The organism is Brevundimonas sp. UBA7534 (genome assembly GCF_002479325.1).
In the GTDB taxonomy this organism is placed as follows: Bacteria; Pseudomonadota; Alphaproteobacteria; order Caulobacterales; family Caulobacteraceae; genus Brevundimonas.
This window is the reverse complement of record NZ_DLMO01000160.1, coordinates 1-24,989: the sequence shown is the minus strand read 5'-3', so window position 1 is coordinate 24,989 and position 24,989 is coordinate 1. Positions and strand designations below refer to the sequence as shown.

The window sequence follows — 24,989 nt, the reverse complement described above, 5'->3', positions numbered from 1 at the left end:
AACGGCGGCTTCTTCTATCCGCCCGAGAAGAAGCGTTCGATGAGCCAGAACCTGCGCGTCATGCTGGGCCGCGCCGCCTTCACCGAGCAGGAGGTCGCCACCATGCGCGGCGCCGTCCACGCCCTGGCCCGGGGCCGCGGCCGGGTGCTGGCCAAGCTGGCGGCGGAGCGTGCGGGGAAGAAGGCGTAGCCGTCCTTCCGGGGCTTCGCGCAGCGAAGAACCCGGAACCCAGCACCGCATCACCTGGCCGGGGGGCCGTCCTGGGCTCCGGGTTCCGCTGCGCGGCCCAGGAGTGACGACTATTGCAGGACTCACGAAGCCGCCCGCAACTGGATACGAAGGACAATGAAGCTCCTCCTCATCTACCCCTTGGCCGCGCTGGCCGAGATCGCCGGCTGTTTCGCCTTCTGGGCCTGGCTGAAGCTGGATCGCTCGCCACTGTGGCTGGCGCCGGGGGTGCTCAGCCTGATCGCCTTCGCCTGGCTGCTGACGCTGGTTCCGGCGGATGCGGCGGGCCGGGCCTTCGCGGCCTATGGCGGGGTCTATATCTGCGCCTCCCTGGTCTGGATGGCGGCGGTGGAAAAGACCCTTCCCGACCGCTGGGACCTGATCGGCGGCGCGGTCTGCCTGGTCGGCGCGGCGCTGATCCTGCTCGGCCCCAGACAACTGACCGGGGGCTGACCGCCCCCTAACGCCGCAGGTCCAGCAGGTCGGACCAGCGCCAGGCGCCCCGGCCCAGGGCCAGCTTGGCGCCGTCGGCGCGGTCGTCCAGGGCCAGGACCGCCAGGCCGCGCATGGCCTGGGCGCGACATTCAGCGGGGGCGAAGGCGACCTCGACCGAAATCGCCTGGCGCACGCCGGCCAGACCCTTGCCTTCCTGGCCCCGGCTCTGCAGCCAGTCGCCGTCCCACACCTGGATGGCCTTGCCCTGGGCGTTCATCTCGCGGTGAGCGGCCTGGATCGCCGCACGCACTTCGACGTCGTCGCGCAGCGCCTCCTGCAGCCGTTTGAGCATGTCGCAGCCGCCGCCGGATCCGCCGCCTCCACCGCCCGTGCCCGCGCCCCCTCCCCCGCCGCCCGGTCCCGCGCCGACGCGGGTCGCGCCCGCCAGCGCCGTCGCCCCGATCAGGGGCAGCGGCGGACCGGGCGGCGCGACGGCCGCGGGGATCGGCAGAGGCTTGACCTCGGGGTGCGGCGGGCGGCGGGTCGGACGCGGCGGCGAGGCCGGGCGTGCGGGCGGCGCGACGCGCGGGGCCGGCGCCTCGGGCGCGGCCTCTGCGGGGGCGGGCGCTTCGGCAGGCTGGGGTTGAGGGGCGGGCGGCGGCGGAGGCGGCGGGTCGACCAGGCTGACTAGGATCGGCGGATCGGCGGGCAGATCGAACGTTTCGGCGGGAACCCAGGCCAGGCCCAGGATCAGCGCGGCCTCCAGCCCCACGACCAGACCGCCCGCCGCCAGCCATCCGGCGGTCTTGCCGCGGCCGCGACGGCGCCCGACTGACCGGCTGGAAGGTTTCCGCATCCCGACTCCGAAAAAGACTCTCGATGTCGTGATGAAAATCAGCGTCGCGCGTCAGTATAATGGCGACCTCGGCACGCAACCGCAGGAACGTCGTATCGCCGGTAGATCAGGCGAGCCCGCGCCAAGCTGCGCCCCTCTGGCGCGGCTCAACGTTCCAGCCGCGAATTGGGTTCCCCATCGAACAATATTCTTGCAGCCTTGCCGTTCATCATACGGCCAAGCTGAACGATTCTCGCCCAAAGCACGTCATTACTCCGCCTTTTCCTCCCTCGTAGCTGTAATGGCGCGATCCTGGGAGTGGCGCCCCGGCAGAAGGAGACAGGACTTGAGCAGCAAATCGAAACTCAGGACGGCGGTCGTCGGCGGCGCCCTCATCGCCCTCGGCTTTGCGGCCAGCGGCTGCGCCAGCCATCGTTTCGTGCGTGATCAGGTGGAGGTGGTGGACAACCGCGTGATGGAGGTCGACGGCCGCGTCACGCAGGTCGAAGGCACGGCCGGCCAGGCGCTGGAACGCGCCAACGCCGCCCACAAGCTGGCGGAAGGCAAGTTCCTCTATCAGGTGGTGCTGTCGGACGACTCGGTGAAGTTCCCGACCGACGTCTCCGCCCTCTCGCCCGAGGCCGAGCAGCGTCTCGGCGAACTGGCCCAGCGCCTGAAGGCCGAGAACCGCAACGTCTATCTGGAAATCCAGGGCTATACGGACTCGGCCGGCGACGAGAAGTACAACGAGGAACTGGGCGCCCAGCGCGCCGAGGCCGTGCGTCGCTACATGAGCCTGCAGGGCATCGCCCTGAATCGGATGGCCACCATCTCGTACGGCGAGGCCCAGCCGGTCGCCCCGAACAACACCCGCGAGGGTCGGGCGCAGAACCGTCGGGTCGCCATCGTCGTCCTGACGTAATCGACCCTCGGCGCCGGATCAGAACCGGACCAGCACGGCCGCCCCGACACCGGGGCGGCCGTTGTCGCATCCGCTACTGCTCGGCGCCCGATCGCCACAGGCTGCGGGTCAGGGGCTCGGTCAGATAGGCCAGGGCCGTGCGCTTGCGCGTCAGGATCACGACTTCGGCCGGCATTCCGGCGCGGATCTGATCGGCGGCGGCTCCCAGCTTGGCCAGTTCGGACGGCGGAGCCACGATCTCGACGCGATAGTGGGTGCGGCCGGTCTGGGGATCGGCGATCGCGTCGGGCGAGATCAGCGTCACCCGCCCGTGCAGCAGCGGCGGATTGCGCTCGTGCAGGCCGGGGAATTTGATCTCCGACGTCAGGCCGACGCGCAGGTTGTCGATGTAGGACGGATCGACGTCGGCCACAATCACCTGCGAGACGTCGTCGGGCACCACCTCCATCAGGGTCTGGCCGGGCGCGATGACGCCGCCCTGGGTGAAGACCGTCAGACCAACCACCTGGCCCGTCGCCGGGCTGCGGATCTCGGCGCGGGCGATCTGGCTGCGCAGGTCGGCCAGGCGCGGCTGCAGGTCGTTCAGTTGTACCTCCACCTGACGCAGCTGTTCAGCCACGTCCTCGTTCAGGGTGGTGGTGACGCCCGCCATCTGAAGGCGCGTCTCGCCGATCTGTTCGCGGGTGCGCGCGACCTGGGCGCGCAGAGAGCCCTGTTCGCCCTCCAGGGCGGCGGCGGTGCGTTCCAGCGCGCGTACCCGGGTCTGGGGCGCATAGCCGCGCGCGGCCAGGGAACGGATGCCCTCCAGCTCCTCGCCGATCAGCCGCTGCTGTTCCGCATTGGCCTCGATCTGGCGCTGGTAGCCGTCCATCTGGTCCTGAAGCTGGCCGACGCGCTGGCCCAGCACGCCGGTCTGGGTCGAGCGCCCAGCCCCGCGCGCGGCGAACTGCTGCCGTTGGATGCGAAGCGCCTCGTCGGCGACGACCCGATCCTCGGCCGACAGATCGGCGAACTCCGGCGGCACGGGCAGGGCGGTCAGCCGATCCCGCTCGGCGATCAGGCGCGAGCGCTGGGCCAGCAGGGCGAAAACCTGGCCCGCCAGGCCGCGTTCGGCGGCGCGCAGCTCTCCGTCGTTCAGCTCGACCAGCACCTGGCCCTTGGTCACATGGTCGCCCTCGGCGACGCGCAGGCTGCGGACCACTCCGCCTTCGCGGTGCTGGACGGCCTGGCGATTGCCCGATACGGCGACCCGCCCGTGGGCGAAGGCGCCCGCATCCAGCGGCGCGAACGCCGCCCATCCCAGGAACAGGACGAAGAAGGCGACGATGACGGCGACGCCGATCCGCAATTCGAAGCGCGGGGAGTCGCTCTGGGCCGGCGCGGCGCCGGCGGCGAGATCGCTCATGACGCGGCGTCCTTCTGGGCCGGGGCGGCCGGGGCCGGACGGCCGGCCCGCATCCGCGCCAGGATCTCCTCGCGCGGGCCCTCCATCTGCACCGCGCCGTCGGCCATCACCAGCAGCCGGTCGACGCGCGACAGGATGCCGGCGCGGTGGGCGACGATGACCACCGCCGCGCCCCGCTGGGCGGCGTGGAGCACAGCCGTCATCAGGGCCGCCTCGCCCTCCTGGTCCAGGTTCGAGTTCGGCTCGTCCAGCACCAGCAGCGCCGGCTCGCCGTAGAGGGCGCGGGCCAGGGCGATGCGCTGAGCCTGGCCGGCCGAGACGCCCTGGCCGAACGGCCCAAGCTCGGTATCGTAACCCAACGGCAGGCGCAGGATCATCTCGTGGGCGCCGGCGGCCTGGGCGGCGGCCACGGCGTCGCGGTCGATCTGATCCGGCGTCGCGCCGCGCGCCGCGGCGAAGCGCGAGATATTGTCCTTGATGGTCCCGGCGAACAGGCTGGGGACCTGCGGCAGATAGCCGATATGGGCCGCCAGTTCGTCGCTCTCGCGCGCGTCGTAGTCGGCGCCGTCCAGCCGCACGGCGCCGGACGCGGGCGCCAGGGCGCCGGCCACGACCCGCGCCAGGGTGGTCTTGCCAGAGCCGCTGGCCCCGACCACGCCCAGGGTCTGGCCCGGCTCCAGCGACAGGCTGGCGTCCGACAGTTGAGGCGCTCCGCCCTCGACCAGGCGCACCGTCGCCCCCTCGACCCGCAGGCGTCCCTTGGGCGCCGGCAGGGAAGTGCGGGGCCGCTCCTGCCCGGCGGTCTGCTTGAACAGCTCAACCAGATGGCCCCAGCTGGCGCGCGCCTGCACCAGGTTCGGCCAGGCGCCGACCAGCTGCTCGACCGGCGCCACGGCCCGGCTGAGCAGGACCGAGGAGGCGATGATCGAGCCGGCGGAAATCTCGCCGCGCACCACCAGGAAGGCGGCCAGGCCCAACGACACCGACTGCAGCGTCATCCGCACGAACTTGATGGCGCCGGAATATTTGCCGCCGGTCAACTGGGCGTCGGCCTGGGCGTCGGCGGCGGTGCGGCGCTGGCCGATCTGGCGGGCCACGCTGGCGGCGCGCATCCCCAGGGCGCGCACGACCTCGGCCTGGGCGGCCACGCCTTCCTGGGCGGCGTAGGCGGCCGTGCTGGATTGCATGGCGCGGGCCAGGCGCGGGCGGCTGTCGCGTTCGTTCAGCCAGGCCAGGGCGAACAGGACGGCGCCGCCGACCAGGGTCAGCACCCCGATCGCCGGATGCAGCAGAAAGCAGCAGGCCAGGTACAGCGGTGTCCACGGCGCGTCGAACAGGGCCAGCGCCCCGGTCCCCGACAGGGCCGAACGCACGCTGTCGAACTCGCGCAGCACCTGACTGTTCAGCGTACGCCCCTGGACGCCCAGCGCCCGCGACAGGATGCGCGGCGACAGCATGCGGTCCAGCCGCAGCCCGGCCCGCAGCAGCAGCCGCTGCCGCAGCCAGTCCAGCAGGCCCAGCGACGCCAGGGCGAAGACCGCGACCACGCTGATCAGCACCAGGGTCGTCAGGCCGCCGGTCGGCACCACCCGGTCATAGACCTGCATCATGTACAGGGTCGGCGTCAGATACAGGATGTTGACCAGGGCGCTGAAGACGGCGGCCCAGACGAAATGCGTCCGGCAGGCCCGCAAGGCCTCGGCCAGCGGCTCGGCGCCCTTGTCGTCGACGGATGGAAGCTTCAGCACGGAGTCTAACCTGGACGCGATCGTCACGGACTCAGGCGCGAAGCCGGGCGGGGTGTCAAGCGAAGCCGCCGGGCGAACGCGGATCGACGGATTGAACTTTCCGCGCGGCGGGTGTGAAGTCGGCCGGCTCTAGGGAGGAAAACAATGAAGAGCAGGATGAAGATCGCCGCCGCCGCAACCGTCGCCGCGCTGTCGGCCCTGAGCGTCGCCGGGCCCGTCGCGGCCCAGACCTGGACGCTGTTCTCCACCACCGACCGCACGGCCTATCTGGTGGACGCCGACACCCTGGCCGCGACCGACGGCATGGCGACGCCCCATCTGGCGCGCGTGCCTCGCACGGGCGACGCCGGCGACCTGAGCCACGACACCGAGGAGGTCGAGGTCCGCTGCAGCGACCAGCAGTCGCGCTCGGGCCTCAGCGTCTCCTATGGTCCCGACGGCGCCGAGACGGACCGCTACAGCGAGGAAAGTCCGTGGGAGCGCGCGCCGGGCGGCACCATCTACGCCAACGTCGTCTCCTTCGTCTGCGGCGACCGGCGCCCCGCCGGCACGCCCTATCCCGACATCGCCGCCTTCATCGCCGCCGGCCGGAAATAGGGACACGAACGGCGGCGCTTGGCGCGGGCGCGAAAACGCGCGAGCGTGGCGGCGTCCCGCCAGGAGATGCCGCCATGCGTCCGTTGATCCTCATCTCGACCTTGACCGCGCTCGCGGCCGTCGGCGCCTGCGCGCCCGCCACGGCGCCCGACCCGTCCAGCGCGCGGGCGGAGCCGCCGCGCCGCTGCTTCCAGGTGGACCGGGTCCAGAACTTCCGCGCCACGGCGGACCAGACGCTGTATCTGCGCACCTCGCGGCGCGACGTGTTCGAGGCGCGGGCGCTGGGCGCCTGCCGCGACCTGGACTGGACGCTGGGCATCACCCTGGCCGGCCAGGGCGTGTCGACGGTCTGCACCGGCGACACCGCCTTCGTCGTGCCGCGCGGCGGCGGCGCCTTCGCCGACGGTCCGTGCCGCATCCAGGTCGTGCGCCAGCTGACCCCCGAGCAGATCGCCGCCCTGCCCGACCGCGACCGGCCCTAGAGCCGCCGTCAGACGTCGACGGCGGCGTCCAGGGCGTTGTCCTGGATGAACTCGCGGCGGGGTTCGACCACGTCGCCCATCAGCTTGGCGAACAGGTCGTTGGCCTCTTCCTCGTGCTCGACCGACACCTTCAGCAGGGTGCGGGCGTTGGCGTCCAGCGTGGTCTCCCACAGCTGTTCGGGGTTCATCTCGCCCAGACCCTTGTAGCGCTGGATCGACAGACCCTTCTTGCCCGCGTCCAGCACCGCGTTCAGCAGGTCGATCGGACCGCGGATCGTGGTCGACTTTTCCTTGCGGCGGAAGGTCGCCGGGGCGTCGAAGCCCTCGAAGGCGGCGGCGCGTTCGGCCAGTCGGCGCGCGTCCAGCGAGCGGACCAGCGTCTCTTCCAGCACGATGGTTTCCTGCACCGCGCGGCGGGTGCGGGTGAAGACCACCGCCCCTTGCGCGCCCGGCTGCCCCGTCCAGTCGCCGTCGCCCTCTTCGGCGTAGAGGTTCAGGCGCTCGGCGGCCTTGGCGGCGGCGGCGGCCAGGTCGGCGTCCTCGGCGAACAGGCCGGCCAGGGCCGACTGCTCGATGGCGAAGGCCGGCGCGCGCTGGCTCAGACGGTCGACGCCCGCCTTAAAGGCCTTGGCCTCGCGTACCAGGCTTTGCAGATCCAGGCCCATGCGGCGTTCGCCCGTGGCCAGATCCAGTTCGGCCTCGGACGAGCCTTCCTCGATCAGGAAGGCGTCCATCTCGGCCTGGTCCTTCAGATAGCGGCTCTGCTTGCCCTTGGACGCCTTATACAGCGGCGGCTGGGCGATATAGACATGGCCGCGCTCGATCAGCTCGGGCATCTGGCGATAGAAGAAGGTCAGCAGCAGGGTGCGGATGTGGGCGCCGTCGACGTCGGCGTCGGCCATCAGAATGATCTTGTGATAGCGCAGCTTGTCGGCGTTGAAGTCGTCGCGGCCGATGCCGGTGCCCAGCGCCAGGATCAGCGTCCCGATCAGGTCCGACGACAGCATCCGGTCGAAGCGCGCGCGCTCGACGTTCAGGATCTTGCCGCGCAGGGGCAGGACCGCCTGGTTCTCGCGATTGCGCGCCTGTTTGGCCGAGCCGCCGGCGGAATCGCCCTCGACGATGAACAGTTCGGACTTGGCGGGATCGCGCTCCTGACAGTCGGCCAGCTTGCCGGGCAGGCTGGAGATTTCCAACGCCGACTTGCGCCGCGTCAGGTCGCGGGCCTTGCGGGCCGCCTCGCGCGCCGAGGCCGCCTCGATGATCTTGGAGACGATCAACTTGGCCTCGACCGGATGCTCCTCGAACCATTCCGACAGGCCCTCGCTGCACAGCGACTCCACCGCCGGGCGCACCTCGGACGAGACCAGCTTGTCCTTGGTCTGGCTGGAGAATTTGGGATCGGGCACCTTGACCGACAGGACGCAGGTCAGGCCCTCACGCGCGTCCTCGCCCGAGACGGAGACCTTCTCCTTCTTGGCCAGGCCCGAGCTTTCGATATAGCCGCCCATCACCCGCGTCAGACTGGCGCGGAAGGCCGACAGGTGCGTGCCCCCATCCCGCTGGGGGATGTTGTTGGTGAAGCACAGCATGGTCTCGTGGTAGCTGTCGTTCCACCACAGGGCCAGGTCCAGCTCGACCCCGTCCTTCTTGCCGCGAATGACGATGACGTCCTTCAGGATCGGCTGCTTGGACTTGTCCAGGTGGCGCACGAAGGCCTCGACCCCGCCCTCGTAATGCAGGGTGACGTCGATCGGTTCGGCGTGACGCAGGTCGGCCAGGCGGATGACGACGCCCGAGTTCAGGAAGGCCAGCTCCCTGAGGCGATGCTCCAGCGTCTTGAAGTCGAAATCGATGTGGCTGAACGTCGTGATCGAGGGGAAGAAGGTGACCTCGGTGCCCGTCAGCAGCTGGCCGGCCTTCTCGCCCGTCTCGCGCAGCGGCGCCTCGCCGGTGACTTCCAGCGACTTGACCGTGTCGCCGCGCTCGAAGCGCATCTCGTGGCGCTTGCCGTTGCGGTAGATCTTCAGCTGCAGCCAGTCGGACAGGGCGTTGACCACCGACACGCCCACGCCGTGCAGGCCGCCCGACACCTTGTAGGAGTTCTGGTCGAACTTACCGCCGGCGTGCAGCTGGGTCATGATGACCTCGGCGGCCGAGACGCCTTCGCCCTCGTGGATGTCGGTGGGGATGCCGCGCCCGTTGTCGGTGACGGTCACCGATCCGTCGGCGTTCAGGATCACCTGCACCAGGTCGGCGTGGCCGGCCAGCGCCTCGTCGATGGCGTTGTCCACCACCTCATAGACCATGTGGTGCAGGCCCGAGCCGTCGTCGGTGTCGCCGATATACATCCCCGGACGTTTGCGCACCGCATCCAGGCCTTTGAGAACCTTGATGGAATCGGCGCCGTATTCGGGCTGTTCGGCAATCGGATCGGTCATGAAATCGTCGGCTCTGAAGTCCCGACCGGGACGGGGATGGAGCGCCGCTGCGGACGCTCGAATCGACGACGGGATCGCACCGCGCCGAAGCCCCCAACATATAGGAAATTTCGGGGAAAAAGCGAGGATTTCCGCGCCGGAATCCTAGCCGGCCTCCAGCATCCCGCCGGAGACGCGGACGAACTGGGCGCGGCCGTCCAGACCGGCGAACAGGGCGCGTTCGGTGCCGGTCATGAAGGCCTGCAGGTTCAGGGCGACGATCTCGTCGAACAGGGCGGCGCGGCGACCTTCGTCGAGGTGGGCGGGGGCCTCGTCCAGCAGCAGGATCGGGGCCGCCGGCTGATCCGCCAGACGGGCGATCTGGGCCAGGATCAGGTTCAGCACCAGGGCCTTCTGCTCGCCGGACGACCCTTCCGCGGCCGGGCGGTTCTTCTCGCGGTGCAGGGCGGTCAGGTCGGTGCGGTGCGGACCGAACAGGGAGCGGCCGGCGGCGCCGTCGCGGGCGCGGGCGCGGGCGAAGCCGTCGGCCAGGGCGGCGGCGACCTCGGCCTCGTCGGCGCCGCGTTCCACCATCGCCTCGGCGGGGCCGTCCAGGCCCAGGTCGGCCTGGGGGAAGGGCCGGTCGCCGCGCGCGTCGATGGCGGCCTGCAGTGCTTGCAGCGCGGCGACGCGGGCGAAGGCGGCCCGCGCCCCGGCCTCGGCCAATCGCGCCTCCAGAGCGTCCAGCCAGACGGGGTCGGCCTCCCGGCCCTCCTGGGCGTCGTTCAGCAGCCGCAGCCGCTCGCGCAGCGCCTTCTCATAGACCGAGACGCTGGCGGCGTGGTCGGGATCGGCGGCGAAGACCAGGCGGTCGAAGAACTTCAGCCGCTCGGCGCGGGCGTCGGAAAACAGCCGGTCCTGCTCGGGCGTGGCCCAGACGGGACGCAGATGGTCCAGCAGGCGTCCGGGCTGGGCGGTCTCGCCATTGATGCGGACGATGCGCCGCGCGGCGCCCGGACCGGGCACGCCCGTACCCAACCGCGTCTCGTCGTCCAGTTCGACGCTGACGGCCCAAGGGCGGCCCGTCGCCTCGCCCGGCTCGCGCCGGCCCATCTCGATGGCGGTGGCGTTGCGCAGCCCCTTGCCAGGCGTCAGGAGGCTGATCGCCTCCAAGAGATTGGTCTTTCCCGCCCCGTTCGGCCCATGCAGCACCACCGGCACGGACGCCAGATCCAGCCGCGCGCTCGCATAGGAGCGGAAGTCGGTGAGGGCGAGGGAAATCAGGCTCAAATCTATCCGCTCATCCCGGCGGTGCTGGATCCCGGCCTTCGCCGGGATGAACGGAATATCCGCACCTACACCCGCAGCGGCATCAGCACGTACTGCACGCCCGGATCGCCCGGATCGAGGACCAGCGTGGGCGAGGCCGGGTCGGCGAAGCGGAAGGCGGCGTTTTCGCCGGTGATCTGGCCGGCGACGTCCAGCAAATAGCGGGCGTTGAAGCCGATCTCGAACGGCTCGTCGGAATAGCCGATCTCGACCTCTTCCTCGGCCTGGCCGGCCTCCATGTTGCGCACGGTCAGCTTCACCCGGTCGTTGTCGAAGGCCAGCTTCACCGAGCGGCTCTTTTCGGCCGAGATGGTGGCGACGCGGTCGACGGCCTTGGCGAACAGGCTGTTGTCGATGTCGGCCTGCTTGTCGTTGCCGCGCGGGATGACGCGCAGATAGTCGGGGAAGGCGCCGTCGATGACCTTTGAGGTCAGGCTGGCCTCGCCCATCTGGAAGCGGATCTTCTGGGCCGAGACCTGGACCTCCACCGGGCCGTTCGTGTCGTCCAGCAGGCGGCGGACCTGATCGACAGTCTTGCGCGGCACGATGACGCCGGGACCGCCGGCGGCGCCTTCCGGCGCGGGGGTCTCGGCCAGGGCCAGGCGGTGGCCGTCGGTGGCCACGGCGCGCAACAGCGGCACGCCCTGTTCGGCGACCGTGTGCAGATACAGGCCGTTCAGATAGTAGCGCGTCTCTTCCGTCGAGACGGCGAAACGGGTCTTGTCGATCAGCCGGGCCAGGTCTTCCTTGGCCAGGACGTAGGACGCCCCGGCGCTGTCGGTCGACATCACGGGGAAGTCGCCCGCCGGCAGCACCGGCAGGTTGAAGCGCGAGCGGCCAGCCGAGACCACCAGGCGCGGATCGTCGCCGGAATAGGTCAGCGAGACCTCGGCGCCCTCGGGCAGCTTCCTGACGATCTCGTAAAGCGTATGGGCCGGCGCGGTGATCTGGCCCTCGACCTGCACCTGGGCCTCGGCCTCGTCGACCATCTCCATGTCCAGGTCGGTGGCGGCGAAGGCCAGCCGGTCGCGCCCGGCGCTGAGCAGGACGTTGGACAGGATCGGAATGGTGTTGCGGCGTTCGACCACGCTCTGGACGTGGCCCAGGGCCTTCAGGAGCGCGGAACGTTCGATCGTAAGCTGCATGTCGTCTCGCCCGGCGCGGCCCGACTCGAACGGCCGCGGTTAAATGGCCTTGGACACTAGCGGATCAGGCGTAGAGGGCAAGGAAGGCGACACCGACCGTGCACAGAATTCTCCCTCCCCTTCATGGGGAGGGTGGTCGCGAAGCGACCGGGTGGGGGCGGCCTGAAAAGGCCGCGCCGGCGCCCAGATGCCCCCGATCCGAAAAGCGCCACGTCGGCCGTCGCCGACCTCGCGGCGCTCGGCCACCCTCCCCAAGGGGAGGGAGAAGTTCATCCCCGCAGCTTGCGCGTCAGGGCTTCGACGTCGCGGGCGATCTGGTCGTCCTTGGGCATCAGCTCCTCGATCTTGCGCACGCCGTGCAGGACGGTGGTGTGGTCGCGCCCGCCGAAACGGCGGCCGATGTCGGGATAGGAGCGGGTCGTGTGCTGCTTGCACAGGTACATGGCGATCTGGCGCGGGCGGGCCACGGACCGGGTGCGACGCTCGCTCAGCAGGTCGGCCTGCTTGAGGCTGAAGTGCTCGGCCACCGTCTTCTGAATCTCGTCGACGGTGATGCGGCGCTCGGGCCCGCCGCGCAGGGCCGCGCCCAGCAGGGTCGAGGCCTCGTCCAGGGTGACGGCCGACAGGCGCGCGCCGGCGGCGGCGGCCAGGGTGTTCACCGCCCCCTCCAGTTCGCGCATCGAGCCGGGGGTGCGGTCGACCAGGTGGGCCAGCACCTCGGGCGCGGCCTCGCCCTTGACGACGCCCAGGGCCGACAGGGCGGCCAGGCGGTTCCTGGCCACGGCGATCTTCAGTTCGCGGTCGCCCGCCTCGACCGGGCAGGTCAGGCCCGCGGCCAGGTGGCTGCGCAGGCGCGGCTCGACCTCGGTCAGGGCCATCGGCGCGCGGTCGGCCGAGAAGACGATGCGCTTTCCGTCCTCGATCAGGGCGGTCAGGGTCGACAGCAGCTCTTCCTGGGTCGAGGCCTTGCCGCCGACGAACTGCACGTCGTCCAGCAGCAGCATGTCGGCCGAGCGCAGGCTTTCCTTGAAGGCGGCGGTGGAGCGGTCCTGCATCGCCTTGACGAAGGTCGACAGGAAACGTTCGGCGGTCAGATAGACGACCTTGGCCTCGGGGCGCAGGCGCTGGGCCTCCCAGGCGATGGCGTTCAGCAGGTGCGTCTTGCCGTAGCCGTAGGGGCCGCAGAAGAAGACGGGATTGAAGTGGCCGTCAGCCCAGGTCGCGACCTGTTTGGCGATGGCCAGGGCGAAGGCGTTGCCCTGCCCTTCCACGAAGCTGTCGAAGGTCAGGCGTTCCTGCAGGCCGGCGGCGCGCACGGCGCGGGCGCCGTCGGCGACCGGGCCCACGGTCGGCGCGGCCACGCTGGACGACAGCGCAGCCAGACGCGGCGTGGCGTCCACCACATTGCCGCCCGCGGCCGCGACCGCCGTGGCCGGCGGGGCCGAACCCACCTCGGCGCGGCAACGCACCTCCAGCCGGCGGTGCTGGCCATCCAGGCCCAGCCAAAGCTCGTTCATGCGGCGCAGGGCGTTCTTGCGCACCCAGTCGCGGGCGTAGGCGGTGGGCGTCACCAGGATCAGTTGGCCGGCGGAATCCATCCGCACGGCCGAAGGGGCCACATAGGAGTTGAAGGGGCCGTCGCCGATTTCGGCGCGCAGGCGCACGGACGCCTCGCTCCAGATGCGGTCGAGATCGGCGCCGCCCGATCTGCCTGCCCCGTTCGCCATCGCCGTCGCGCCCCCAACCATCGTCTCAGCCACCCGCTGCTCTTCATTCACCGTTCCGCCGCGCTTCAGGGGGATGCGTCAGGGACGACTTCTCCTGTCCCGAAAAGCAGGGCTTTCCGGGCGGGGTCGAACCTCTGGACAGACATCTCCCGCCGACGCGAAACGAGGTCCCGCGCCGTCTTCATCCGTGCCGGGATGGAAGTGCGTTAGAGGCCAAAACTTACGCGCCGAGGGGGTGGGGTCAACGATGATTCGTTGGTCGATTCGCAGTTAAATTGTTTGACTCCGCCAAAGCCCAATTCTGCATGGGAATTTCAGCGTTCGTCGGATCAGATTTGCGCATTCTCGTGGAATCGCACTTGGCGCTAAAACGCAAAACGGCGAAGGAGCCTGCGCTCCTTCGCCGTTGAAAAACCTATGTATTCCCATAACGAAACGGCGACAGCCGCTCCGTGTCCGGTCAGACGTCGCCGATCAGGCGGCCGACAGCTTCTTCAGCTGAGCGGCCAGGCGCGAGACCTTGCGCGAACCGGTGTTCTTGTGAACCACGCCCTTGGAAACGGCGCGCATCAGTTCGGACTGAGCCTCGACGAAGGCGGCCTTGGCGACGGCGGCGTCGCCGGCGGCCAGGGCTTCCTGGAACTTGCGCAGATAGGTGCGGACGCGCGAGCGACGCGCCTTGTTCACTTCGGTCCGCGCTTCGATCTTGCGGATCGCCTTGCGGGCGCCGGGGTTGTTGGCCATGTCAAACCTTCGAACGGAAAACGCCGCGGAGCACACGTCCACGGCGCGAAAATCTCAAGAGGGCGGGCCTATAGCCGAAAGCCCCGGAACGGTCAACGCGGACTCTTCGCGTCGTTGACGGCGACTAGGCGGTCGCCCGCATGGGCCTGATAAGCCTTATTCAACCAAGCCTTGGCATGGTGCGGCGAAATCGGAAGCCGCATGTCCAGTTCCAGAGTCCGTCCTTTCGCCGTCTTCGCCCTGATCGCGCTGCTGGTCCAGGGCGTCGCCTTGGCCGCGCAAGCGCAGCCGCCGGCGCCCAAACGCTCGCCGATCGAGCTGGCCCAGGCCGTCGAACGGCGCGCCGCGGCGACCGACTTCGCCGCCCTGGAGGCCTTTGGCCGCGCGGCCGAGACGCGCAATGACCGCGAGGGCCTGCAACGACTGTATCACGTCACCTGGATCATGCTGAACCAGGGCGAGTTCGACGCCGCCGCCCTGTGGAACCGGCGCCTGTCCCATGCGGCCGAGCTTCAGCATGACAGTCGGTATCAGAAGATCGCCGCCCTGAACGACCTGGTTTTGCGCTATGATCAGGGCGACACCCCGGCGGCGGACGAGATGCGCCGCCGCGCGGCCGCGGAACAGGACTGGTTCGCCAAGGCCCACGCCACGCGCATCTGGGCCCTGGCCCTGATGGACCAGGACAAGATCGGCGAGGGGCTGAAGCTCCTGGCCGACGCCGACGCCTTCATCCCCAACAGCGCGCCCTACGCCGATGTCGCGCGCGCCGGCCTGTGGGAGATGACCGGCATCGGCCTGATGAAGCTGAACGACATCGACGGCGCCACCGCCGCCTTCGGCCGTTTCGAGATCGACTTCGCCAACCCCGCCTATCCGCGCCCCGACTTCGACGCGATCTACAATCTTGCGCGGCTGTCGACCCGGATGGGGGATGTGGCGCAGGCCCAGCGCCTGTTCCAGATCCACCATGCCCTGACCCTGCGCGCCGGCCTGCCCAGCCTGAAGGTCTATGACGCCAATCTGTGCGCCATGGTGGCCAACGCCCGCCAGGCGCCCCGCGACGTGCTGGCCTGCCTGGCGCCCTATGGCGAGGACCTGGGTCAGGCGTCGTTCCTGGCGCCCCACCTGTTGCCCACGCGCGCCATCGCCCGCGCCCAGACCGGCCGGCTGGTCGAAGCGCGCCGCGACCTGGACCAGATCCGTCGCCTGGTCGCCGCCGGCCTGTTCCGCGAAGAAGGGGCCTCTGAGCTGCCCCACGTCGAGGCCGAGATCCTGTTCGCCGAGGGCCGCCCGCACGAGGCCTACGAGCGGCTGCGCGAGCACGCCCGGCAGGACAAGATCGCCGACGCCCGGCGCTTCAGCGGCGGCATCCGCCAGGTGACCGGCGACATGCAGCAGCAACTGGCCGAACGCCGCGCCCAGCTGGAGACCGCGCGCGCCAACACCGACCTGCAACGCGCCGTCATCGGGGCCCAGAACTGGATCACCGGCATCGCCGTGCTGTTCCTGCTCTCGGCCGGGATCGCCCTGTTCTGGATGTGGCGCCAATCGGGGCGGCTGCGCGAGGCGCGACGCCGGGCCGAGGCCGCCAACCGGTCCAAGTCCGAATTCCTGGCCAATATGAGCCACGAGATCAGAACCCCGCTGAACGGGGTGGTGGCTATGGCCGACGCCCTGTCGCGCGCCGCGCTGCGTCCGCGCGAGCACGAGATGGTCGAGGTCATCCGCGCCTCGGGCGTGACGCTGGAACGCCTGCTGTCCGACATCCTGGACACGGCCAAGATCGAGGCGGGCCAGATCGTCGTCGAGACCGCACCCTTCGACCTGGCCGACACCGTGCGCGGCGCCGCCGCGCTCTATCGCCCCCGCGCGGACGAGAAGGGCGTCGCCCTGCGCGTCCAGATCGAGCCGGCGCTGGACCGGGCGGTCGAGGGCGACGTGGTGCGCCTGCGCCAAGTGCTGTCCAACCTGATCTCCAACGCCCTGAAGTTCACCGAGGGCGGCGCCGTCACCGTCAGCGTGACCGACGCCGGCGACGATCGCATCCGCTTCACCGTGGCCGACACGGGCTGCGGCTTCGACGACGCGCACAAGACGCGCATCTTCGCCCGCTTCCAACAGGCCGACGGCTCCATCACCCGCCGGTTCGGCGGCACGGGCCTGGGGCTGGCCATCTCGCGCGAGCTGGTCTCCCTGATGGGGGGCGAACTGGACTGCGAGTCCCGCCCCGGCGAAGGCGCGCGGTTCTGGTTCGACCTGCGCCTGCCGCCGGCCGCCTCGGTCGAAGCTGAGACCGCCGCCACGCCGGGCGTCGCCGGGGACGACTTCTCGGCGGCCTTCCCCGCGCGCGTGCTGCTGGCCGACGACCACCCCGCCAACCGCAAGGTCGTGGAGATCATGCTGAGCGGGGTCGAGACCGAGCTGGTCGCGGTCGAGGACGGCCAGGCCGCCGTCGAGGCCTTCGCCAAGGGCGGCTTCGACCTGATCCTGATGGACATGCAGATGCCGGTGATGGACGGCCTCAGCGCCACCGCCGCGATCCGGGCGCTGGAAGCCGAAGGCGGCGGGCGCCGCACGCCGCTTATCATGCTGACGGCCAACGCCCTGCCCGAACACGTGGAGGCGGCGCGCGCGGCGGGTGCGGACGGGCACCTGTCCAAACCCATCACCCTGCAAAGCCTGTTCGACGGCGTGGCGGCGGCGCTGGAGGCCACGCGCGGAGCGATCGCCGCGCGCGCGGCCTAGACGATCGCCTTCAAACGGACTTCAACGCGGGTCGCCGGCGTTTCCGTCGCGCGGCGAACATCGAATTTCGTCGACTGTTGGAAGCCCGCAACGCTTTCCAATCGTTCATGAATTTCGCCGCTTTCTGGTCACCTTTGCAACGTCCTGCATAGGGCGAACTTTCCGAATTCGAGGCCCCTCCCCATGCCCGCCGCGTCCCTCTTGCTGCTCGCCCTCGCCCCCACCGTCGCGGCCGCCGAGGTCGAGGCCGCCCAGGTCCAGACCCAGACGCCGCCCGAGGACGAGGCCGTCACCCTGCTGCCCGACGTGGTCGTGACGGGCCAGCAGCGCGGCGTGGCCCTGGGCGGCCAGGAGCCCATCGTCTCGTACGACACCACCCAGTTGCAGGCGTTCGGCGCCACCAACATCGGCGAGCTGGTGACCCTGCTGGAAGCCCAGACGCGCAGCGCGCGCGGCGGATCGCCCGTCTTCCTGGTCAACGGCCGGCGCATCTCGGGCTTTCGCGAAATCCGCGGCATCCCGCCCGAGGCGATCGAACGCTTCGACATCCTGCCCGAGGAGACGGCGCTGTCCTACGGCTACAGCGCGAACCAGCGGGTCGTGAACATCGTGCTGAAGGCCGACTTCCGCTCGCTGACCGCCTCGGTCAACGTCAGCCGGTCCGAGCAGGGCGGGCGCACCACCACCCAGTCCGAGAACAACGTCCTGAATATTTCGGGGTCGGACCGCTGGTCGCTGGACATCAACGGCCAGACCAGCAATCCGCTGTACGAGACCGAGCGCAACATCGACCGCACCGGAACGAACGTCCTGTTCGACCGGGTCGGCAACATCGGCGGCCTGCCGAACGGCGCCGAGATCGACCCGGCCTTGTCGACCCTGGCCGGCTCGACCGTGACGGTGGCCGGCGTGCCCGGTTCGGCCGCCGCCGGCGCGCCGACCCTGGGCGACTTCGCCACCACCGCCGGGATCGCCCGCGCCGACGACCTGAACGCCTATCGCACCCTGCTGCCGCAGTCGGACGAGGCCTCCATCGCCGGCACCTACAAGCACGACCTGAACGACAGCGTCGGCCTGACCCTGAGCGGCAGCCTGGAGGACAGCTCGACCTTCAGCTACCTGGGCCTGCCGGGCGTGACCCTGACCTTGCCGGCCAGCAGCGGCTTCTCCCCCTTCGCCAACGATGTCCTGCTGTATCGCTACGTCGACCGGCCCGACGCGCTGAGCCGATCGGTCGACACCCGCACGGCCGAGGCGGGTGCGGTGCTGGACGGCTATCTGGGCGACTGGCGCTGGACCGCGACCGGCGAATACACCCGCACCGAGACCAAGACCTCGACCGGCCGCGGCGTGGACGACGACGCCCTCCAGGCCGCGATCCTGGCGGGCGACCCGACCGTCAATCCGTTCGGCGACATCGACGGCCTGGTCAGCGACGCCCTGCGCGACACCGCCCGCTCGGTCTCGCAGACGGCCGAGGCGGAAGTCGTGCTGAACGGCACGGCCTGGGAGCTGCCGGCCGGCGACCTGACCTCGACCTTCAAGGTCGGCGCCGAGCACCGGTCGCTGGATTCCGAAAGCTTCCGCTCCGGCGTGGCCAGCGAACGGTCGCAGTCGCGCGACCAGGGGAATTTCCAGGCCAACTTCGACCTGCCGATCGCCAACAAGGATCGCGGCGTGCTGCCCATGCTGGGCGACCTGTCGGCCAATCTGAACCTGCAGTACGACGAACTGTCGGACTTCGGCGGCGTGCGTGAGATCGGCGCCGGTCTGAACTGGTCCCCGGTCGAGCGGCTGTCGCTGTCGGCCAACTATTCCGACGAGGGCAAGGCCCCAACGATCCAGCAGTTGAACGACCCGTTCGTCTCCACCCCCAACACGCCGGTGTTCGACTTCGCCACCGGCCAGACGGTCGAGGTCGTCCAGATCACCGGCGGCGACCCCAATCTGAAGGCCGAGGACAGCCGCATCCTGAAGCTGGGGGTCAACTGGCAGCCGTTCTCGGAACGCGACCTGCGGCTGAACCTGGCCTACACCCGCACCGAGACCGACAACGAGATTTCCAGCTTCCCGGCCATCACGCCGGACCTGGAGGCCGCCCTGCCCGAGCGGTTCACCCGCGACGCTGATGGAAACCTGGTGTCGATCGACGCCCGGCCGCTAAATTTCGCCAAGCGCGAACAGCAGGACGTGCAGTGGGGCTTCAACTTCTCACGCGCCTTCGGCACGCCAACGCCGCAGGCGGCGGGCGAAGGCGCCGGCGGCCGGCGCGGTCCGGGCGGCGGCCAGGGCATGCGGATGGGCGGACCGCCCGGCGGCGGCCCGGGCGGACCCGGAGGCGGCCGTATGCGCGGTGGTCGCGGCGCGAACATGCAGCCCGGCCAGGGCCTGTTCAACCTGTCGCTGACCCACACCTGGCGGGTGCAGGACGAGGTCGTCATCCGCGACGGCCTGGCGCCGCTGGACCTGCTGGATGGTGACTCGATCAGCGGCTCGGGCGGTCAGTCGCGCCATGAGGTGCAGCTGCAGGCCGGCGCCTTCAGGAACGGCTACGGCGCCTTCCTGAACGCCAACTGGAAGTCGGGCACGACGGTCGAGGGCGACGCCCTGGGCTCGCCGGACCTGGAATTCTCGGACCGCACGACGGTGAACCTGTTCGCCTTCGCTGACCTGTCGCAGCGCAAGTCGCTGGTCGCGCGCTTCCCCTTCCTGGACGGCACGCGCGTCGGCGTCGGGGTGCAGAACCTGTTCGACGACCGCGTCTCGGCCACGTCCAGCGACGGCGCCCGCCCGGTCAACTATCAGGCCGACTACCTGGACCCGCAGGGCCGCGTGTTCCGCATCAACCTGCGCAAGATCCTGTTCTGATCGGCCCTCAGCCGTTCTCGAACGACCGCCACCAGTCAACGAACCTCGGCAGGCCCTGGGTCAGCGCGACCTTGGGCCTGTAGCCGGTCAGGGCGTTCAGCTTGGAGACGTCGGCGTAGGTGGCGGTGACGTCGCCGGGTTGCATCGGGCGCATGATCTTGTTCGCCGTGACGCCCAGCGCGGCCTCCAGCGTGGCGATCATCTCCATCAGGCCGACCGGCTGGCTGTCGCCGATGTTGTAGATTTCGTGCGCACCCTGGGCCGGCGGGCGGTCCAGCACGCCCAGCACCCCGTCGACGATGTCGTCGATATAGGTGAAGTCGCGCGCCATCCGCCCCTCGCCATAGACCTCGATCGGCTCGCCCCGGACGATCTTCCGCGTGAAGCTGTAGTAGGCCATGTCCGGCCGGCCCCAGGGGCCATAGACGGTGAAGAAGCGCAGGCCCGACTGCGGAAAACCGTACAGGCGCGCATAGCTCTGGCTCAGCAGCTCGCACGACCGCTTTGTGGCGGCGTAGAGCGAGACGGGGCTGACGGTCGGATCGTCCTCGCGGAACCCCTGCCCGTCCAGCGGCCGGTCGCCATAGACCGAACTGGAGGACGCATAGACCAGATGTTGGATCCCGGCGTGGCGGCACGCCTCCAGGATCGACAGATGCCCGGCCAGGTTCGACCGCTCGTAGGCGAAGGGATTTTCGATCGAATAGCGCACCCCCGCCTGGGCGGCCAGGTGCACCACCCGGTCGGCGCCGCTGTCGGCGACCAGGGCGCGCATCGCCTCGGGCTCGGCGATGTCGGCGCGGACCATGCGGAAACCGTCGCGCTCCTCCAGCCGGGCGGCGCGCGCCTCCTTCAGGCGCGGATCGTAATAGGCGTTGAAGACGTCGACGCCGACGACCGTCTCGCCGCGATCCAGCAGCCGCTCGGCGACGTGCATGCCGATGAAGCCGGCCGCCCCCGTGACGATGACCGGCCCCGCCACCTCAGCCGCGCCCGATGCCGGAATAGCGGAAGCCGCGCCGTTTCATGTCCTCGGGGCGATAGACGTTGCGCAGGTCGACCAGCACCGGCTGGTTCATCAAGAGCTTGATCCGGTCCAGGTCCAGGGCCCGGAACTGGTCCCATTCGGTGACGATGACCACCGCGTCGGCGCCCTGGACGGCGTCATAGGCGCTGTCTTTCATCTCCACGCCGTCCAGCAGCTTGGCGGCCTCGTGCATCCCTTCGGGGTCGAAGGCCTGGACCCGCGCGCCGGCGGCGATCAGGGCCGGGGCGATGTCCAGGCTGGGCGCGTCGCGCATGTCGTCGGTGTTCGGCTTGAACGTCAGGCCCAGCAGGGCGACGGTCTTGCCCTTGACGCTGGCGCCCAGGGTGGTCTCGACGCGGCCGGCCATCGCCTTCTTGCGCGCGTCATTGACCTGGACCGTCGCCTCGATCAGCCGCGTCGGCGCGCCGTGCTGCTGGGCCGTCCGGACCAGGGCGATGGTGTCCTTGGGGAAGCACGAGCCGCCGTAGCCGGGGCCGGCGTGCAGGAACTTGGCGCCGATCCGCTTGTCCAGGCCGATGCCGCGCGCCACCTGCTGCACATCGGCGCCCACCGCCTCGCACAGGTCCGCCATCTCGTTGATGAAGGTGATCTTCATCGCCAGGAAGGCGTTGGCGGCGTATTTGATCAGCTCCGAGGTGCGGCGGTTGACGAACAGCAGCGGGCTCTCGTTCAGGTTCAGCGGGCGATAGAGTTCGCTCATGACCGTGCGGGCGCGCTCGGCCGTCTCGCCGTCGTTGACGCCGACCACCACGCGGTCGGGCCGCTTGAAGTCGCCGATGGCGGCGCCCTCGCGCAGGAACTCTGGATTGGAGACCACGGCGAAGTCGGCGTCGGGGTTGACCCGGCGGATGATGGCCTCGACCTCGTCGCCCGTGCCGACCGGCACGGTCGACTTGGTGACGATAACGGTGAAGCCCTGGATCAGGCCCGCGATCTCCTCGGCCGCCGCATGGACGTAGGACAGGTCGGCGTGGCCGTCGCCGCGCCGGCTGGGGGTGCCCACGGCGATGAAGACGGCGTCGGCGTTGCGGATCGCCTCGGCCCCGTCCTGGGCGAAGGACAGGCGGCCGTCGCGCACGTTCGTTTCCACCAGGTCGTCCAGGCCGGGTTCGAAGATCGGAATCTCGCCCCCGTTCAGCCGCTCGATCTTGGACGGGTCCTTGTCGATGCAGACCACCGTGTGGCCGAAGTCGGCGAAACAGGCTCCGGACACCAGGCCGACATAGCCGGACCCGATCATGGCGACGCGCATACGAAGGCTCCCGTGACGAACGCCCCCGCTATAGGACAGGCGCCCGCGCCGGGGCTAGGCTTCAGTCCGCGACGGGGACGAAATCCGTATCGAAATGGCAGCCGCCGTCGTAACGCGGCGCGGCCGCCTGGCAGAGGGCGGCGACGCTTTCGGGCGTGGGCTTGTCGCCCGCGTCCAGCCAGCGCGACATGGCCTGGAACAGGGCGACGTATTGCGGCGGCGACAAACGGCTGTGCTCGGCCTCGTCGGTGAAGGTCTGGACCAGCAGGTCCAACCGACCCGCCGCCGCCACCGTTTGGCGATAGGCGGCCTCGTTGGAGACGAAGGCGGTCGGATCGGCCTTGCCGTGGATGGTCAGGGTCGGCGCTACGATCAGGCCGCTGAGCGCCGCGTCATAGGCCAGGCGCGCCTCGCCCATCGGATCGGCGGCGAACCGCTGCACCCCGGCGTTCAGGGCCGCGTCGTCGTGCGAGCCGGCATAGACCGTGGCGCTGTTGTCGAACGGGTTGAGCCCGTCCAGTCGCTTCTGCACCAGGTCGCGGAACAGGAAGGTGGCCCAGGCCAGGTGGGAGACCAGTTGGTCCTCCTCGATCCCGACCACGGCCAGGATGTCGGCCAGGTTCCGCTTCTGCTCGGCGGTGCGCCGGTTCTCGGGCAGGCCGACGCCGGTGCAGGCCTGGACCCGCTGGGCCAGCTGGGCGCGGGTCATCGTGCTGTCGGCCGGCAGGCCCTGCCACAGCGGATACTGCGGCTCGTCCGGCGCGGGATGGTTGTTGCAGTAGAACTGATAGACGGCGCGCAGGTCGGCGCGGAAATCATAGGCGCGCGCGCCGCCGGCCAGGACGCCGCTGGTCAGCACCACGCCGTCCCAGACCACCTGGCCTTCCGCGTCGCGGGCGTAGAGCTCGGCCGTCTTGGCCGCGACATTGCCGCCCCAGGACTGGCCGTGCAGGATGGTGCGGCGGGGCCGGCCGAAGGCGTCCCAGAATATCTGGCGCAGGTCGTCGGTGTCCTCGGCCGCCATCCGCACGCCATAGCCGCCCCGGCGATAGGTCGAGCCCGCCCAGGCGTAGCCCTCCTTCACCGTCATGGAGAACCGCTCCAGGTCCTCCAGCGGGTCGTTGGCTTCGGGCGTGGCCGTGCGCGGCCCGCCGTGGGCGTGAACCACCAGCGTCCCGTTCCAGTCCTCCGGAACCGCGATCCAGTAATAGCCCCCCTTGGCCGCCCGCCCCGACCAGCACCGCGTCTGTTGCGGCAGGAAGTCGGGACAGGCGGCCGGGTCCGGGGAGGGATCGGACAGGGCGGGATGGGGCGCGACGGGCGCATCAGCGGGCGGCGCGTCCTGGGCGGCGGCGAAGGGCGCGCCGATCAACGTCAGGGCGGCGGCGGCCGCCAGCATCGGGATCGAACGCATCCTTCGCCTCCTCGGATCAGAACGTCTTGGAGACGTTGACGTACCAGTAGCGGCCGTAGGGACGGTACAGCGATCCCAGATAGCCTTCCGACGTCAGCGGCGGCTGTTCGTCGGTGATGTTGCGCGCGCCGACGCGGACCGTCGTGCCCGAGGCGAAGCCGTAGCCGTCCTCGAACTCGTACTGGCCGTACAGATTGCCGGTCAGCTGGCTGTCGACGGTCCAGGCGTCGCCCTCGCTGCTGAGGAAGCCTGTTTCGGTCACCGAGCTGATGTACTGGGTGAAGGCGCCGACCTGCCAGGGCCCCTGCGACCAGGTGACCGAACCCGACACTCGCCATTCCGGCCGGCCGTTGCGGGCCAGCAGGGTTTCGGAGATCGGCAGCGGGGTGTTCTCGTTGATCAGTCCTTGTTCGCGCGCCTCGAACAGCGATTCAACCAACGGGCCAGGCGAGCGGTTGAATTCCATCAGATGGGCGGCGTTCAGGCTGGCGCGGAAGTCGCCCCACGGCGTGCCGCGCAGCCGCCACTGGACGCCGATGTCCAGCCCCTCCACCGTCTGCGGCAGCAGGTTGATGAACTGATCCTCGATCGAGGTGATCTGACCCACGGGCGTGATGCCGCTGCCTTCGAAGAAGGCGATGTCGTCGGCGGTGACCGGGGCGCGGTTGACGTTGTCGTTGGTCGCGCCCTGCAGGATGCTGAGATAGTCCAGCACCACGTTCGACTGGGCGCCCAGCAGGCCGACGATCTTCTCCTGCTCGATCTTCCAGCGATCCACGGTGAAGGTGAAGCGGCCGAATTGTTCGGGGATGAACCACGGCTGGAACACCAGGCCGATCGACTGGTTGGTGCTCTCCTCGGGCTTCAGCTCCGGGTTGCCCGACACCAGCAGCGAGGCGCTGGCGGGCTGGGAGCATTCGTTGAAGTTGTCGATCCGGCCCAGGCGCAGGTCCGCCTCGCAGCGGATGTAGTCGTTGTTGGTCGACAGGCGCGCGTACTGGGCGGCGTTGGTCTGTTCCAGGTTCGGCGCGCGGAAGCCCTGCGAATACGAACCCCGCAAGCGCACGCCGTCGATGATGTCCCAGGCCATGGCGATCTTCGGCTTGGCGACATCGCCGAAGTCCGAATAGTGCTCGTACCGGCCCGCCAGTTGGAAATCGAGACTGCGGACAAACGGCACGTTCATCTCGGGCGAGACGACCGGCACGGCGAATTCGACATAGGCCGAATAGACCTCGCGCTCGCCATAGGTGTCGGGATTGGAGCTGACGGCGGCGATGTTGGAAAGGCTGGTCTCGCCGCTGACCATGTCGACGAACACGTTGGTGCCGTCCAGGTCGTCGTCGCGATCGTCCCGCTGGGTCTCCTTGCGGGCTTCCACGCCGAGGGCGACGCCGACCGGGCCGCCCGGCAGGGTGAACAGGTCGGGGCGGCTCAGCTTGAAGTCCCACAGCGCCAGCGTCGTCTTGGACACCCGCGTCAGGTCGGTGCTGATGGCGTCGATCGCGGTTTGCGAGCTGGGCGTGCAGTCGCCGCCGCTGGTGTCGTCGACGCAGCCGCCGCTGAACGGATTGTAGGCGTCGGGCGTGGACAGGGCCAGGCTGGCCTGCAGCGCCGTCAGGTTGATGGCGTTGGAGCTGTC

Annotated in this window: 18 protein-coding genes and 1 pseudogene; 7 read left to right on the top strand and 12 right to left on the bottom strand. The window is 69.9% G+C overall.

Annotation, left to right across the window (positions count from 1 at the left end; translation table 11 throughout):
- Both B2U11_RS13330 and B2U11_RS13325 read left to right on the top strand, forming a co-directional pair.
- Window positions 1-189 (top strand): annotated as a pseudogene (locus B2U11_RS13330) (RNA methyltransferase); the annotation flags it as partial.
- Between the two features lie 156 nt (window positions 190-345).
- A complete protein-coding gene (locus tag B2U11_RS13325; protein ID WP_292072394.1) occupies window positions 346-681 on the top strand; it encodes a YnfA family protein in 336 nt (111 codons plus the stop codon).
- Window positions 682-688: 7 nt separating this feature from the next.
- Here the strand turns inward: B2U11_RS13325 and B2U11_RS13320 are convergent, their stop codons facing one another.
- Window positions 689-1,519 (bottom strand): hypothetical protein, encoded by an 831-nt coding sequence (locus B2U11_RS13320; RefSeq protein WP_292072393.1) that lies wholly within the window; start codon window positions 1,517-1,519, stop codon window positions 689-691.
- A 280-nt stretch (window positions 1,520-1,799) separates the two neighbouring features.
- Between B2U11_RS13320 and B2U11_RS13315 the strand changes: the two genes are divergently transcribed.
- Window positions 1,800-2,420 (top strand): OmpA family protein, encoded by a 621-nt coding sequence (locus B2U11_RS13315; RefSeq protein ID WP_292072391.1) that lies wholly within the window; start codon window positions 1,800-1,802, stop codon window positions 2,418-2,420.
- 73 nt (window positions 2,421-2,493) lie between these two features.
- Here the strand turns inward: B2U11_RS13315 and B2U11_RS13310 are convergent, their stop codons facing one another.
- Both B2U11_RS13310 and B2U11_RS13305 read right to left on the bottom strand, forming a co-directional pair.
- Window positions 2,494-3,825, bottom strand: coding sequence for an HlyD family type I secretion periplasmic adaptor subunit (locus tag B2U11_RS13310; RefSeq protein WP_292072390.1), 1,332 nt, complete (start codon window positions 3,823-3,825; stop codon window positions 2,494-2,496).
- A complete protein-coding gene (locus B2U11_RS13305; protein WP_292072389.1) occupies window positions 3,822-5,573 on the bottom strand; it encodes a type I secretion system permease/ATPase in 1,752 nt (583 codons plus the stop codon). The genes B2U11_RS13310 and B2U11_RS13305 overlap by 4 nt, the downstream gene beginning before the upstream one ends.
- A gap of 144 nt (window positions 5,574-5,717) precedes the next feature.
- Here B2U11_RS13305 and B2U11_RS13300 point away from each other — a divergent pair, with 144 nt between their 5' ends.
- Both B2U11_RS13300 and B2U11_RS13295 read left to right on the top strand, forming a co-directional pair.
- On the top strand, window positions 5,718-6,170 hold the full coding sequence (locus B2U11_RS13300; protein ID WP_292072388.1) for a hypothetical protein: 453 nt from the start codon (window positions 5,718-5,720) through the stop codon (window positions 6,168-6,170).
- A gap of 74 nt (window positions 6,171-6,244) precedes the next feature.
- Entirely contained in the window at window positions 6,245-6,652 is a 408-nt protein-coding gene (locus tag B2U11_RS13295) for a DUF6491 family protein (RefSeq protein ID WP_292072387.1), read from the top strand.
- Between the two features lie 8 nt (window positions 6,653-6,660).
- On the opposite strand, the gene gyrB is transcribed toward B2U11_RS13295, so the two are convergent.
- The 5 genes from gyrB to rpsT all read right to left on the bottom strand — a co-directional run bounded on the left by gyrB (window position 6,661) and on the right by rpsT (window position 14,017).
- Window positions 6,661-9,093 carry a DNA topoisomerase (ATP-hydrolyzing) subunit B gene (gyrB, locus tag B2U11_RS13290; protein ID WP_292072386.1) on the bottom strand — a complete coding sequence of 811 codons (2,433 nt, stop codon included), beginning with the start codon at window positions 9,091-9,093 and terminating at the stop codon, window positions 6,661-6,663.
- A 144-nt stretch (window positions 9,094-9,237) separates the two neighbouring features.
- A complete protein-coding gene (gene recF / locus B2U11_RS13285) occupies window positions 9,238-10,368 on the bottom strand; it encodes a DNA replication/repair protein RecF (RefSeq protein WP_292072396.1) in 1,131 nt (376 codons plus the stop codon).
- A 59-nt stretch (window positions 10,369-10,427) separates the two neighbouring features.
- On the bottom strand, window positions 10,428-11,546 hold the full coding sequence (gene dnaN, locus B2U11_RS13280) for a DNA polymerase III subunit beta (protein WP_292072385.1): 1,119 nt from the start codon (window positions 11,544-11,546) through the stop codon (window positions 10,428-10,430).
- Window positions 11,547-11,815: 269 nt separating this feature from the next.
- Window positions 11,816-13,294, bottom strand: a complete 1,479-nt coding sequence (gene dnaA, locus B2U11_RS13275; protein ID WP_414632966.1) for a chromosomal replication initiator protein DnaA — start codon at window positions 13,292-13,294, stop codon at window positions 11,816-11,818.
- Window positions 13,295-13,747: 453 nt separating this feature from the next.
- Window positions 13,748-14,017 (bottom strand): 30S ribosomal protein S20, encoded by a 270-nt coding sequence (gene rpsT / locus B2U11_RS13270; protein ID WP_249751405.1) that lies wholly within the window; start codon window positions 14,015-14,017, stop codon window positions 13,748-13,750.
- Window positions 14,018-14,218: 201 nt separating this feature from the next.
- Here rpsT and B2U11_RS13265 point away from each other — a divergent pair, with 201 nt between their 5' ends.
- A complete protein-coding gene (locus B2U11_RS13265; protein WP_292072384.1) occupies window positions 14,219-16,765 on the top strand; it encodes an ATP-binding protein in 2,547 nt (848 codons plus the stop codon).
- A 183-nt stretch (window positions 16,766-16,948) separates the two neighbouring features.
- Window positions 16,949-19,633, top strand: a complete 2,685-nt coding sequence (locus tag B2U11_RS13260) for a TonB-dependent receptor domain-containing protein (protein WP_292072383.1) — start codon at window positions 16,949-16,951, stop codon at window positions 19,631-19,633.
- Between the two features lie 7 nt (window positions 19,634-19,640).
- Here B2U11_RS13260 and B2U11_RS13255 read toward each other — a convergent pair whose 3' ends face one another.
- The 4 genes from B2U11_RS13255 to B2U11_RS13240 form a co-directional block, all read right to left on the bottom strand.
- Window positions 19,641-20,615, bottom strand: coding sequence for an NAD-dependent epimerase/dehydratase family protein (locus tag B2U11_RS13255; RefSeq protein ID WP_292072382.1), 975 nt, complete (start codon window positions 20,613-20,615; stop codon window positions 19,641-19,643).
- A 1-nt stretch (window position 20,616) separates the two neighbouring features.
- The gene (locus B2U11_RS13250) at window positions 20,617-21,933 is read right to left on the bottom strand and encodes a UDP-glucose dehydrogenase family protein (protein WP_292072381.1); all 1,317 of its coding nucleotides are present in this window, start codon (window positions 21,931-21,933) and stop codon (window positions 20,617-20,619) included.
- Between the two features lie 61 nt (window positions 21,934-21,994).
- Window positions 21,995-23,347: an alpha/beta hydrolase family protein gene (locus tag B2U11_RS13245; protein ID WP_292072380.1), complete on the bottom strand. Its 1,353-nt coding sequence runs from the start codon at window positions 23,345-23,347 to the stop codon at window positions 21,995-21,997.
- Between the two features lie 16 nt (window positions 23,348-23,363).
- The coding region (locus B2U11_RS13240; RefSeq protein ID WP_292072379.1) for a TonB-dependent receptor domain-containing protein at window positions 23,364-24,989 on the bottom strand (1,626 nt) is incomplete at its 5' end.